This is a genomic window from Proteus hauseri (genome assembly GCF_040139125.1).
Classification (GTDB): Bacteria; Pseudomonadota; Gammaproteobacteria; order Enterobacterales; family Enterobacteriaceae; genus Proteus; species Proteus hauseri_B.
The window spans coordinates 1-13,456 of the sequence record NZ_JBEEUB010000003.1 but is presented as its reverse complement, the minus strand read 5'-3'; the positions used below and the strand labels follow the sequence as shown (position 1 = coordinate 13,456).

General features: G+C 32.9%; 13 protein-coding genes and 1 pseudogene. 9 read left to right on the top strand and 5 right to left on the bottom strand.

The window, feature by feature from the left end:
* Positions 1 to 365: 365 nt before the first annotated feature.
* Positions 366 to 1,994, top strand: coding sequence for a hypothetical protein (locus tag ABN099_RS05815; RefSeq protein ID WP_349462738.1), 1,629 nt, complete (start codon positions 366 to 368; stop codon positions 1,992 to 1,994).
* Positions 1,995 to 2,084: 90 nt separating this feature from the next.
* On the opposite strand, the gene ABN099_RS05810 is transcribed toward ABN099_RS05815, so the two are convergent.
* Complete coding sequence (locus ABN099_RS05810) at positions 2,085 to 2,663, bottom strand: HdeD family acid-resistance protein (protein WP_349462737.1); 579 nt, start codon at positions 2,661 to 2,663, stop codon at positions 2,085 to 2,087.
* Between the two features lie 194 nt (positions 2,664 to 2,857).
* Between ABN099_RS05810 and ABN099_RS05805 the strand changes: the two genes are divergently transcribed.
* Positions 2,858 to 3,715 (top strand): D-amino-acid transaminase, encoded by an 858-nt coding sequence (locus ABN099_RS05805; protein WP_349462736.1) that lies wholly within the window; start codon positions 2,858 to 2,860, stop codon positions 3,713 to 3,715.
* A 137-nt stretch (positions 3,716 to 3,852) separates the two neighbouring features.
* On the opposite strand, the gene ABN099_RS05800 is transcribed toward ABN099_RS05805, so the two are convergent.
* Entirely contained in the window at positions 3,853 to 4,413 is a 561-nt protein-coding gene (locus tag ABN099_RS05800; RefSeq protein ID WP_349463120.1) for a helix-turn-helix domain-containing protein, read from the bottom strand.
* 86 nt (positions 4,414 to 4,499) lie between these two features.
* On the opposite strand from ABN099_RS05800, the gene ABN099_RS05795 reads away from it, so the two are divergent.
* Both ABN099_RS05795 and ABN099_RS05790 read left to right on the top strand, forming a co-directional pair.
* Complete coding sequence (locus tag ABN099_RS05795) at positions 4,500 to 5,162, top strand: AzlC family ABC transporter permease (RefSeq protein WP_349462735.1); 663 nt, start codon at positions 4,500 to 4,502, stop codon at positions 5,160 to 5,162.
* The gene (locus tag ABN099_RS05790) at positions 5,162 to 5,488 is read left to right on the top strand and encodes an AzlD domain-containing protein (protein WP_349462734.1); all 327 of its coding nucleotides are present in this window, start codon (positions 5,162 to 5,164) and stop codon (positions 5,486 to 5,488) included. Before ABN099_RS05795 ends, ABN099_RS05790 begins: the two co-directional genes overlap by 1 nt.
* 82 nt (positions 5,489 to 5,570) lie before the next feature.
* On the opposite strand, the gene ABN099_RS05785 is transcribed toward ABN099_RS05790, so the two are convergent.
* From ABN099_RS05785 to ABN099_RS05775, 3 genes are all read right to left on the bottom strand, one after another.
* Positions 5,571 to 6,971 (bottom strand): ATP-binding protein, encoded by a 1,401-nt coding sequence (locus ABN099_RS05785; RefSeq protein ID WP_349462733.1) that lies wholly within the window; start codon positions 6,969 to 6,971, stop codon positions 5,571 to 5,573.
* A complete protein-coding gene (locus ABN099_RS05780) occupies positions 6,972 to 7,637 on the bottom strand; it encodes a response regulator transcription factor (RefSeq protein WP_349462732.1) in 666 nt (221 codons plus the stop codon). It lies immediately after the preceding gene.
* A gap of 691 nt (positions 7,638 to 8,328) precedes the next feature.
* Positions 8,329 to 9,063, bottom strand: coding sequence for a hypothetical protein (locus tag ABN099_RS05775; protein WP_349462731.1), 735 nt, complete (start codon positions 9,061 to 9,063; stop codon positions 8,329 to 8,331).
* Positions 9,064 to 9,222: 159 nt separating this feature from the next.
* Between ABN099_RS05775 and ABN099_RS05770 the strand changes: the two genes are divergently transcribed.
* The 5 genes and pseudogenes from ABN099_RS05770 to ABN099_RS05750 all read left to right on the top strand — a co-directional run bounded on the left by ABN099_RS05770 (position 9,223) and on the right by ABN099_RS05750 (position 12,981).
* Positions 9,223 to 9,564 carry a DUF5713 family protein gene (locus tag ABN099_RS05770; RefSeq protein WP_349462730.1) on the top strand — a complete coding sequence of 114 codons (342 nt, stop codon included), beginning with the start codon at positions 9,223 to 9,225 and terminating at the stop codon, positions 9,562 to 9,564.
* 96 nt (positions 9,565 to 9,660) lie between these two features.
* Positions 9,661 to 9,768 (top strand): annotated as a pseudogene (locus ABN099_RS05765) (DUF2798 domain-containing protein); the annotation flags it as partial.
* A gap of 300 nt (positions 9,769 to 10,068) precedes the next feature.
* Positions 10,069 to 10,719, top strand: coding sequence for a hypothetical protein (locus ABN099_RS05760; RefSeq protein WP_349462729.1), 651 nt, complete (start codon positions 10,069 to 10,071; stop codon positions 10,717 to 10,719).
* Positions 10,720 to 10,994: 275 nt separating this feature from the next.
* A complete protein-coding gene (locus tag ABN099_RS05755) occupies positions 10,995 to 12,086 on the top strand; it encodes an NADH:flavin oxidoreductase/NADH oxidase (RefSeq protein ID WP_349462728.1) in 1,092 nt (363 codons plus the stop codon).
* 265 nt (positions 12,087 to 12,351) lie between these two features.
* A complete protein-coding gene (locus tag ABN099_RS05750) occupies positions 12,352 to 12,981 on the top strand; it encodes a CatB-related O-acetyltransferase (protein WP_349462727.1) in 630 nt (209 codons plus the stop codon).
* The last annotated feature ends 475 nt before the right edge of the window (positions 12,982 to 13,456 follow it).

Below are 13,456 nucleotides of genomic sequence, written 5' to 3'. Positions count from 1 at the left end.
ACAACAACCTGATGCAGATGAGTAATAAAAGAAGTCATTGATTTCATATTAAGTATCCTATTAATAAAGTGTGACTCATGTCACAAATATTTTCTGATACTGATTTTAGTCACATTCTCATAACAGTCAATAGGTTTTTACAAAAATATTTTAAAAATTAAATTATTTTTTATATTCGTAATGGCGATTGCGATTTTTTCGATTCAATATGTAACTTCAGCGAATTTATTCTTTTGTTTTATAAGTGTTTTCTTGTTCATCTCTATTAACAATGCTCAGTTGACTATTTCCCATTGTGATTTTCTCTCAAATTTTTTTCTTTAAGCTAAAAGTGAAATTAATGATAGAAAAAAGGAAATCACGTAATGACAATAGAAACAAAAGAAGAACGTTTGCAAAAAATCTTACAAGGTGAGAAAAGCGTAATTACACTGACACCACCTGTTTATGGTGCTCAAGCTCAAGCTCAAGCTGTTACTGATGCTGATGTGGATATTAAATTCAATCAGATAAAATCATCTCCTGATGATCCTGATGACGAAGTAAAAATGAATCGGGTTATCAAATATGAGGTTGTTGTAACAGGAATTAATCTACGTTTGGCTGAATGGCGTACAAGTCCGAAAGGAATTTTAATTTTGCCAAACAGCAAAGATGTCTACATTACAATAGTGGATAATAATAAAACAGAAATCTCTTTAACGGGTAATCGAAGTGGCGTGGCATCATTACAATTGATCTTAAAAGATGAAGATGATGAAAATATTGTTTATTACGCAACACCGATACAAATTCGAGTTACTCCACCTAAAACTAATCCTAACACTGACTGTGCGTCGACTAATTGTGAAAAATTTGATGATGTGTTGACAATTCGCTCAGAATCTATGCAATGGCCAAGTCAGTGGGAAAGTGTTTCTAAAAGTTTTGTGGTACATCTTCAAGATAAAGAAGGTGAGGATGTTCAAAATAAAGAGATTAAATTAACTTACGATGTGGAGAACAGTACATTAGCTGTTGAGCCAGAAATTTATAATGCAGATGGCGAGAGAATTAATATTGGCAAGACTAACAAATATGGTATTGCAAATTTTAAAGTTAAGTTTAAAAAGAGTGAACCTAAACAAGTCGCATTATTTCATGCCGAAACTGAAAATAGTGAAGACCCAACGAAGCCAATTAAATCAAGAGATTACTATGTTGAAATGACAACGGAGAAATTACCTTCTCCTAAAGTGCCAGCAACATTAAATGGTATTCTTAGCTATCATAGTGAAAATTATTGCGTTAACGCGAATCTCATTTTAGGTCGAGATATTAGTGAGAGCACACAGGTTGGGTTTTATTTTAATGACCAACTTAAGATGTTGCCATGTACTGATAAATCGGCAGTCTCTGTGAGACTAGAAAATCAATCATTAACAAATGGTATTCATTACATTTCTTTCTTTACTGTTGATATCTTCGATAATATCTGTTTTTCTCGACGTGAACGCATCATTGTTGATAACTCTTTAACTGGGGAATGCAGTAAGCAGATTAAAAATATTGCACCAAAGCCTTGCATTAGTGTCACTATTCCGCAGATTTGCGATCGCTACTTTAATTCTGTCAATATTAGGCTTGTTCCTTCTTTATGTTTACAAATTAAAAATCGCGTAGCAAAAATGAATATCCAAAAAATGGTTATCATCTTTAATGGTTATTCTAAGATAAATAGCAGTGAAAGAATGTTAGTGTATCGCTCAACATTAGAAATCTATGCGGATGACCCTCGTTTAGGTAATTTCTTACACGATACAACACCTAATAACGACCCTATTAATATGGTTGAAATCGTTGAGCCTGCATTAGAGAACATTTTGGCTGATGCATTGCCTAATATTGAAGTTGGGCAACTTGGCATTCAGGTGATAGTATTTGAAAAAACAGGAAATTGTTACCTTTGTGGGGAAAATATGTACACCGTATCTTTAAGATTACCTTGTGCATAATAGATAAATTCAGCATATAAAAGAGAGAGAAAACGTAATGTGGCTCTGTCTCTTTTATATGTTAGAGATTCATTTTTATTCTATTTATGTTTAATGAATCATTCGTTTTATGGCATTTATAATAGAAAAAATGGTTATTGAGCTAAAAATAAGTTGGATACCGATAAGCGTCATTACCAGCGCAACAGAATTTTGAGGACCAAAAGCAAGTAAAAAATAGGCAACAATAAGATCGAGAAAGCCCACTAATAGATTAAACCAGCCATAAAAATTATCTTTAATCTGCTTAAAACCAATGCTTAAACGTAAAACACCCGCAAAAATAAATAGAAAACCAATAAGAAAGGCAAGGCTTAACATTCCTTGCAAAGGATCTGTAATAAAAATATAGCCTAGTAGTAAATAGATAAACCCAGCCAATAGGGTAATTAGCATTGAAGACCCAGAAGATACTTGGGTGTTAAACCCAGCAATAATGCTGGTAATTGCGCAGGCAAAAAAAATCAAACCAAGTGATATGCTGATAACAATGCCAGACGAGAGCGGATTAATTATACAGATAATACCTGCAATAAATCCCAAAATGGCAATAACATTCATAAATGTACACTGTTTTTTTACCAATTTCTCTGTTAGCTGAGGTAAATTATTCTTATTGATATCTAACATAGCCACCTCTTTTATTTATATTTACTAAACATAAGCTAAATTATAGCAATTTTTATCTGCAAGGTATGATTTCTTTAAATTAATAGAGGAAAAATAAAGAAAGACGCAGGAAAAATAGCATTTGAAATGCCATTATCAAAGAGTAAGGTAGTGAGGTGGTATAAAATGTAAACGAAATAAATGGCGGAGGTAAAATGTCTGATATTGTTTATTTAAACCATCAGTTTGTGCCTAAAGAGCAAGCGAAAATATCTGTTTTTGACCGTGGTTTTTTATTTGCAGATGCAGTATACGAAGTTACAGCAGTAATTGATAAAAAATTAGTTGATTTTGATGGCCATTTTCAACGTTTACAGCGTTCATGCAAAGAATTAGGTTTATCATTTTCTTTGTCTAAATATGAATTAGAAGCAATTCATCGACAACTTATTGAAAAAAATCATGTAAATGAAGGTTTAGTCTACTTACAAATTACACGGGGTACGGATTCATCTCGTTTTTTTGATTTTCCTTCATCATCGGTACATTCGACTGTTGTTGCCTTTGTTCAGCACTCTACAATTGTTAATCATCCTAATGCCACGAAAGGAATTTCAGTGGTTACGGTAGATGATATTCGTTGGCAGCGTTGCGATATTAAAACGGTTGCCTTGTTGGCTGCGTGTTTAGCAAAAAACCATGCGCATCAACAAGGTGCTGATGATGCAATTTTAATCAAAGGTGGGTATGTTACTGAAGGTAGCTCAAGTAATTTTTTTATTGTAACCCATAATAATGAAATAATTACTCGCCCGTTAAGTGAACATATTTTACCCGGTATTACGCGCCAAGCGCTAATTCAATTAGTAAAAGAAATGGGGCTTGAGATAAAAGAACGTCTATTTACAGTTGATGAAGTTAAAGTAGCAAAAGAGGCATTTATTAGTTCTGCTACCACATTAGTTTGGCCTGTCATTTCAGTTGATCAGCATCTAATTAACAATGGTAATGTAGGTGCGATATCACAGCGTTTGAGAAAAATTTATCTTGATAAAATAGTAGAGACAAAATAACAGTTTGTTATTTTCATTTTATCTAGCCAATTGAATTCAAATGTAAAACAATTAAATAGATTACCGTACTTTTTTAGCTCTTTTATTGAAAGAACCAGTACGGTAAATTTTTATTGCTTCACTATAAAAATAAATAATTAATTATGATGCTCGATGATCATCACCGCGGTTGTATCTGTTTCAAGCGCCCGTAAAACGTGGGCAATATCACCGGGGTAACAAATGTAATCACCAGGATGTAGTTCTTGTTGGTTTTCTAAAGTACCGACCATTGCGCTACCACTAATTATTATAATGTGTTCAGTAACGTTTTTACTATGAGGTTCTGACACTCTATCTTTTCCTGGTTGTGCAATAATAGTATAAATATCGCGTTTTGCGCCATTAGGACAAGATGAAAGTAAAAATGCATGATAGTAAGCTTTTTCTGCACTGATCTTAAAACCATCACCTTTTCTAATAACTTTAACTTCAGATTCTGGTGATGAAATAAGCTGAGAAAAGGAAATATTTAATGCAACACAAATTGCCCAAAGTGTTTCAATACTCGGATTTCCTTGTCCTGCTTCTAATTGTGATAGCGTAGATTTTGCAACACCAGCTCGCCTTGCAATTTCGGCAAGAGAAAGACCTGCTTTTTTTCTCTCTCTTGCAAATGCTTGGGAGATAATTTCAATAGGTGTACAAGGTGATGACATCATAATTTCCTTTAAAGAATCAGCTTGCAAAAAAAACAATCGTTCAACATAATGAACGAATCGTTCAATAAAAAATACATTATTTTATGCAAATTAATAGCCGCCTTGATAATAACGTACTTAAAGACATTCTGCTTGTTTCATTAGCTGATGGTATTGTGGGTATCTCTTACGGTGCATTAGCGCATACGCAGGGCTTTGATTTTTGGGTACCATTAGCATTATCTATTTTTGTATTAGCAGGTGCATCTGAGTTTTTATTTATTGGTGTTGTTGCGATGGGAGGAAGTGCAATATATGCAGCTTTAGCTGGATTAATGGTTAATGCTCGACATATTCCATTTAGTATGGCGGTTAAAGATCTGCCTGGTAAAGGACTTAAATCATTACTTGGTTTTCATATTTTAAATGATGAAAGTGTTGTCTTTGGACTATCACAACGAACAGCAGAACAAAATAAACTGGCATTTTGGGCTTGCGGGCTAGGAATTTTAATTGTTTGGCCTTTAGGTACTCTATTAGGTGTGTATTTAGGTTCATTTATTCTTGATATTAAAATGTTAGGATTAGATGCAATGTTTCCTGCGATTATTCTTGCTCTAAGTTTACCTGCATTAAAAAATAAACTAACACGTAACGCCGCAATTATCGGGAGTCTTATTGCGCTTACTACAACGCTATTCTTACCGGTAGGTATACCCGTTTTACTTTCATTATTTGGTGTTCTATTTGTAGTGAGGAAAATGTAATGTCTACCACTTCTATTATTACGGGAATTGTCATTTTAGCTGTGGGGACTTATGCGATGCGCATGTCAGGAGTATTGCTTAATAATAGAGCAGGTATTTCTGAACGTGTAAAAGAGATATTTTCTCTCTCCGCGATTGTTATTCTTTTTTCTGTTGCTATGACATCTACATTTTTTGATGGTGAACAACTCGCTGATTTAGCTAAGGTAATAGGTGTCGGTGTTGCGGGTATTCTGACTTGGAAAAAGAAACCTTTTATCCTAATTGTATTGAGTGCAGCGATAGTTACAGCAGGGTTGCGCTGGTTAATTAGTTTATTAGGATAAATGAGAAAAATAGCTAAGACAGTGTAGTCATAATTAGCAAAAAAAGGAGAGATATTACTCTCCCTATTATATTTAATGCTGCTTAATCACTGTCTGTTAGCGTGATTTCTAGTGGTAATGAAATGATAAAACCAATGCCTTTATTATTTAATCCTTGTGTAATGGTGAGCGAAGCCTGAATTTTTTTCGCTAAATTTTGAGCAATCGATAGACCTAATCCACTTCCAGTTTCTTGCGTACCAGGAACTCGGTAAAAACGAGAAAATAGCGATTCAATATGTTCTTTGGCTACACCAGGACCATTATCACGTAAAATAACACTCACGCCATGTTGCCATCGGTTCTCAATGGTAATTTCAACTTGGCTACCTTTAGGACAGTATTTAATCGCATTATCAATAAGGTTATTAAAAATAGATAACAGCGCTTGTTTGTCTGTTTTTATTTCAAGTGGGTTACCTTCATTTAATGATAATTCAATATCTTTTGTTAGTGCGTAAGGTACTCTTTGAGCAATAGCATTGCCGATAGCATTGTAAATATCGATGGTTTCTATTTTAATCGGAAAATCGTCACATTCTAATCGTGCTAAATCAATTAATTGATGTGAAAGTGCAGCGGCTCTATCAAGCGACTGTTTCATATCATCAATAATTTCTTCTCTTTCTGCTATATTTTCAACCAAAGAGAGCAGATGTAATTGTGCAATAACAGCGGCAATCGGCGTTCTTAATTCATGTGCTGCATCAGCCATAAATTGTTTTTCTCTAATGTTTGCAGCATCAATTCTTGCCATCAGCTGATTAAGTCCTTTAAATACAGGACGGATTTCTTTAAATTGTTGCCCTACATTAATAGGTGTGAGGTTCCGAGGTTTACGATTAGAAATAAGTTCTGCAGCTTGTCTTAGTGGACGTAAACTAAAATAAGCCGTAATCAAAATAGCTAAAATAACGCTTGCAAGAATAAATAAAAATGGAACAAAGGTGCCCTCTATGGGATTACCAATAACATGACCTCTGTCTTCTACTGACTCACCAATAAAGACTTTTATTTTATGTTTTTCCCCCCAGCTATAAGAAAGGATCCATTTTTCACCCGCTATAGATATTCGTTCAGAGGCTAATGAAAGCACTTTGGGAATAGGCAATTCGGGTCTATTGGTATAAATAATATCGTCATTTTTATCAAGAGCAATAACCCAAGGAAGATAGGGAAGGTCGTCTTCTTCACCATTAAGCATGGCATCGATATACATACCTTGTAAGTTATGTGCTATCTCTTTCACTACTTTAGGTTGGTCAGCAACAATTTCTAAAGTATCAGCAAAACCTTGGGCTATAATTTCTTGTTGTTTATTATATATTTTCTCGAAATCGGCAAGGTAATCAAATTGTATCCACGCTAGCCAAACGCCCCATAGGATAATAATAGAGATAATCTGAAGAGCGATGGTATAGATGAAAAAGGAACGGATCTTCATTTAGTTAACTTCTTTTTTTAATAAGTAACCTACGCCACGAACAGTAATTATCCGTTCTTTGCCTATTTTTCTGCGTAAGTTGTGCATATGAACTTCTAAAGAGTTACTTTCAATTCTATCATCTAAGCCAAACAAACGTTGCTCTAGTTCAGATTTACGCACTACGTTATCGGTATTACGCATAAGTTCATATAATAATTGGTACTCTTTACCTGATAATAAAAGTAATTCATCGTTGAGAGTGACTTGGTGATTAGCTGGGTTAAGTTGTAAATCACCAATTGACCATATTTGTGACGAAAATCCAGCCATTCTACGACTTACTGCTTTTACTCTTGAAATCAGTTCTGGCATCGCAAATGGTTTTGGTAAAAAGTCATCAGCCCCAGAATCTAATGTTTGTACGAGATTATCTATTTGAGTACGCGCAGTAAGAATAATGATAGGAATTTTTTCTCCACTTTTCCTTAGTGCGATAAGTTCATCTTGTCCGTCGCCATCAGGTAGACCTAAATCTAGCAGCATTAAATCAAATGTGCGTTGACTTAATTGATTTCGTGCATCAGCCAGTAATCTTACCCAGCAAGGATGAAACCCTGCGATTTCAAGTCCTCGGCACAGTGCTTTGCCAAGTTGTAAATCGTCTTCCACTAATAAAATATTCATAAAAATACCTATTTAAATCTGCTTAAAGAAAGTATATGTGGCAAAGAAAAATTGAGCAATATAATAAAATGTAACTCTAAGTCTGATTAATCAACTCTTAATGTAAGATAAATTTTTATTTAATATGTGTTTTTACTATAAATAACATCTAATGAGTAAATAGAGTTATAAGATATATTAAATAACATAATTGATAATTAATTTCTATTAAGTTTATATGCATAAATCATAATTTCAATGAAATTACACTTGTTGTTTTTTTATTTTACTTTAATGTTCTGCTTTTAATAAATATTCAATAGTTAAAGATTTGTTTGTAATAATTCATCATGGATAAGATAACTAATGATAAAGTTAATAATAAATTAAATAGTGATTTTAAGTGCGATTGAAATAGAAAAAATATTTCATCCTTAGAATTATCAATAAAACATTAAGCTTATCTTGCTATTGATTTTAATTAAATGAAGTAAGATTGTTTTGTTATGCAACAAGCTTCTCATTTTTATTTTTATTTATTTTAGTTACTCTATTTATCTATACTCAATCAGTAAGACTTATTAGTTTTAAATGGAATAGAAGTTTATATTAAAAGGAATTAATATGGGATTAAAAGATATTTTTTAGTTTTAACTAATTTATTCTGTGTCGAAAATGCTCCCAACCCTCTGGGAGCATTTCAATAGCAAAACTAGTTATTACAAGGTACTTTATCCCACAATATAAGATCAAAAGGTAAATTTAGTGGCGCAGCTAATTCATTAGCGACTCTTTGCATCTGTATTTTGGCTTCTATTGCTCTTTCTTTATCAACATCAGGAATTATTTCATCTTTTGCTGGCAAGTCATCTAATAAGCCTTCTTCTACCACTTTTCCTTCAGACCAATGTTGAAAGAGCCAATTTCCTTTTTCCATAAGGCGATATGTCGTGCCTTCAATTAATGATATTTTATCTTCGTTATAGTGAACAGGGATAAGCTGATTTGCAATATTATCCCAAATCCACCCTTGGTATGTGCCATCATTTTGGCGAGTTACCCACCAATGCATATCATTAGGTTGGTAGAAATAAAGTTCAATAAGTGAGGTATAAGGATAGATATTACTTTCGAGTGATGACTGAATAAGATTATCATTAAAATAGTCAACAGAAAGTCTTTTGTTGTCCATCTTTAATTCCAAATGACACCCATTCCACTCGGTTAGCCTTAAGCCATCACTTGTTGGAACTTCAGGAATAGAAATAATTTCATCTGTTGCACTATCGCTATCTGGAGGATAGTAATATCCCGTAACATATTCACCGTTTTTACCATAAAACTGCCACGATGCCAGTGGGCGTGTATTTAAGTAATAGTTAAATATGAAAAAAAAGAGAAAAATTAATCCAATAAATAGGGCAATATAAGATGTTTTTTTTGTCATTTTAGTTAGCTTATAGATGATGTGTTTTTATACCCAAAATATAGAATTTTAGTGTGGTTACTACTAGAAAATTGCTGGAATATAGTTAATATACTTTATTATAAGAGTAATAAATAACTATTCTTTACCAAAATGAAAAAATTTAACCTAGGATATATTATGACAATAAAAAACAAGATGTTATCTCAATATCATTTTTTAAAAGATATGGATAATGATCAATATTTTCCTGCCCATTTAGTGAAGAAAGGTCAAGAAATTCTTAAAGCATTTTGTCTAAATATCGAAACCTCCACCCCTAAAACATTAGCTGAACTTTATGTTTTAAGTCATAAAGCGACTGATCAATTTAATGATTTAGCTGAAGAGTTTGATGAAGAAGGAAGTGAAATAGAAACAGTAGCAAGAGAATGCATTGGTGGGGATATTTATATTATAGCCAAAGAATATGGTTTTGACGATGCAGACATTGAAGAGTTGATTGCAACTAGAGATTGGTAATATTAATAGTAAGGATATTTTATATTAATAGGGTTTCCTTATTTAAAAAAAACTTATGAAAAATAGAGTAATATATGTCAGGTTTTAATTGTTTCTCCTTGGTTAACTTTATGGGGAGTATCTTGGATGATCGCTTTTCCAACCGTTTTATTTGTTTTACCTATTGCAAGAAAACTATCACTATCATTAGTTAAACCGCATTAATTATTAGATTAGCATGGAGACTAGCTTTATTAGGCTAGTCTTATTGAACTTATAGATTGATTTCTTGCTGATTTATTTTGTTTTTTATTATTTCCTTCTTTTTATTACTATACTTATATGGCTTTGAATTTAATGAGGTTAGCACCATTAAAAAAGTGAATGTGGTGATTGATAATTACTTTAAGAAAATGGTAATAGCATAGTTGATTATTTTCACGTATTTTAATAAATAACTAGTTTAAATAGACAAAATATTAATGTTATTAATTTGCTATTTACCTTTGAAAAGTAAGGGATCGTGTGAAAATAATAAAATTCTTATTACTAAGTTGCTCATTTTTTCTCGCTGCATGTACAACAACCTATGATCTTGATAAGAAAGAGAATGAGAGGATCACAGCACTATTATTGAGTAATGATAAACTTTATGCGGTTGGCGAGGTAAATGATTATGAGTTTTCAGGTGAGATAGTTAAAGCGTTATATCTTTTTAGCTTAAGCCCTTACGCTAATAAGTTGATTTACTCTTCAGCAGACCTAACGGTTACAGATAACAAATCGGTTAATGGCATATATCGAGTTTATATTGCAGTCGCCGGACTTTCTGACATTGAGAAAAAAGAGCTGATAGATAAATATCGTTTTCATATAACAAAATACCTGCCTAAAGCGGCTACAACACCGCCTAATGATACAGAAAAACCAGAATTCTTAATGCAAAGTTTTCGATCTAATGGAAACATCGTTGCGCTGGAGAATAAACAAGCATTAAATAAAAAATACGCGTTAGAAACACCATTAATCGCAGAAGTAAATTATTTTTCTTCCAGTAAAGATGTTGCTGGTGATGTTGGGGCGGTTTTAATGGCGCCTGTTGCTATTATTATGGTTGTGCCAGTTATGTTAGTGTGGGGTGTGGCATGTGCTGGTAGTAGTAGTGATGGATGTTAAAAATAGAGTGCTGAGTCTCTTTAGACGTAAATCACATAAAAGGCTAATCAACGGTACTCGGTTATTTTTCAGTAAGCGTCGCTCACTTAAAGGTAATTATTGCCTTTTTTCTTAGTACAATGTGAGGTAGCGCATCGCGTGAGTAGTGGCTATTCGCTAGCCTTATTCCTTTGTATTTAAATAGTAGGCAAAAAAGTTATTTTCTAAGCATGAATATAGCCAGAATTAAAAATAATCTCTTTGCCTAGATGCTTATTAATAGCAGGAGGCTTTATATGAGTTTGTTATTTTCCCCTAAGAAATTAGGTCCTCATCAGTTAGACAATCGAATAATTGTTGCACCAATGTGTCAATATTCTGCTGAAGAGGGAATGCCAACTTCTTGGCACACTATGCACTATGGTCAATTAGCATTATCTGGCGCTGCATTAGTTATTATGGAAGCAACTGCGGTCGAGCCAAGAGGAAGAATAAGCTATAAAGATTTAGGTTTATGGTCAGACAAACATGCCAATGCATTAAAAATCCTTGTTGATAATATTAAAGCCTATTCACCCGCTAAAATAGGTATTCAACTTGCACATGCAGGAAGAAAAGCATCAACCGATCTACCATGGAATGGGGGTAAATCGTTAGCGCCAACAGAGATTCATGGCTGGCAAAAAGTTGCACCTTCCTCTATTGCTTTTGGACAACATCATCTCCCTGATGCATTGACGATCAATGATATTGAAGAGATAAAAACAGCTTTTATTCAAGCAGCGAAACGCGCTGAATCTGCGGGTATTGATGTTATTGAAATTCATGGTGCTCATGGCTATTTATTGCATGAATTCTTATCACCTTTATCAAATTATCGTACTGATCAATATGGTGGCGATTTTAATAATCGTTGTCGGTTCTTGGTTGATGTGTTTACTGCGGTGAAAAATGCAGTATCAGATAATATTTGTGTTGGCATAAGAATATCTGCAACAGATTGGGTTGAAGGTGGTTGGGAGCTTGAAAGTTCAATTGCGTTAACTCAACATTTAGAAGAATTGGGTTGTCACTATATCCATGTTTCTTCAGGTGGATTATCTGATAAGCAAACTATCAAGCTAGGTCCTAATTACCAAGTTCCTTTTGCTCAGGCGATTTATAATGAAACTCAATTGCCAGTTATTGCCGTTGGCTTAATTACTGAAGCAGAGCAAGCTGAAGCTATTTTGCTTACAGAGCAGGCAGATTTTATTGCGCTTGGTAGAGGTATTCTTTACGATCCTCGTTGGCCTTGGCATGCGGCAGAAAAATTGAAGCAGACTCTTAAGGTTGCTCCTCAATATTTACGTTGCGCACCCCATGGTAGTAAAGATTTCTTTAAATAAGATAGAATGTTTTTACCACGAGTTATCGCCGTAATGGTTAATGCGTGGTTTTTATCTTTATTATGCTGATACAGACTATCTGTAGAGTATCTGTATAAATAGGTCGCGTTATTTTTCTATCAAATTATAAAAAGTGACAGTAATGATACAAAATCCATTATTACTACAGCCTAGAATAGCTTAAGACGGTGTGTTTTGAATGCGAACACATCATCAGAGAATTAAGCATTCTTTGATGACTCATTAATTTATAGAGAGTCATTTTATGAAAAATAAACATTGGTCACGTGTAGAGTATCTACATAACACAGTAAAAAATAAGAATATTATTATCAAAGGTCAGCATAGCTATTATAGCGACTGTTGGGATAATGGTTTTGAGGCATCGGTTGTACGTTACCTTTATGGTGATGAGATTAGCCTACAGTGGGAACCGTTATGGAAAATTGATAAATTATATATTGGCGATTATGTCTGTATTGGGGCTGAAGCCGTTATTTTGATGGGAGGAAATCATACTCATCGAATGGATTGGTTTTCTCTTTACCCTTTTATGGACAAAATAGCAGAGGCTTATATTGGTAAAGGCGATACTCATATTCATGATGGTGCATGGATAGGAATGCGTGCAATGATAATGCCAGGTGTTACTGTTGGTGAAGGTGCAATTATTGCAGCAAATAGTGTGGTATCAAAAGATGTTGAACCCTATAGTATTGTGGGCGGAACACCAGCAAAGCACTTAAAATATCGATTTGAGCCAAAAATAATAGAGCAGCTTTTATCATTACGTATTTATGAATGGTCTGACAAAAAATTTACAGCATTAAGACCTTATTTATGTCAGTCATCGATAAATACACTGTTAACGGCTGAAGCACAATATATTGAATAGATTTATGCCCTTGATAGTGAATGCTATCAAGGGCATTTTTTAGGTGTGATTTAAATAAAAAACACCTGAAAAGAAAATAGTATTAGTTTTTATTATTAATAGTCATTGCACCTGATTAAAATAAATAAATAAATAAATTTACCTTAAGTCTGTTTATTTTATCCTTATCGCAAATATAAATAAAATAAATTTAATGAAAAATAGTGATAATTGTTTTTCTTAAATTATATTTATTATGTATATATTTAATTTTAACCTTGGGTGACTTGTATTACTTATTGATTATATTTGATAATAAAACATAAAACATAAAACATAAAACATAAAACATAAAACATAAAACATAAAACATAAAACATAAAATATAAAATATAAAATATAAAATATAAAATATAAAATATAAAATATAAAATATAAAATATAAAATATAAAATATAAAATATAAAATATAAAATATAAAATATAAAATATAAAA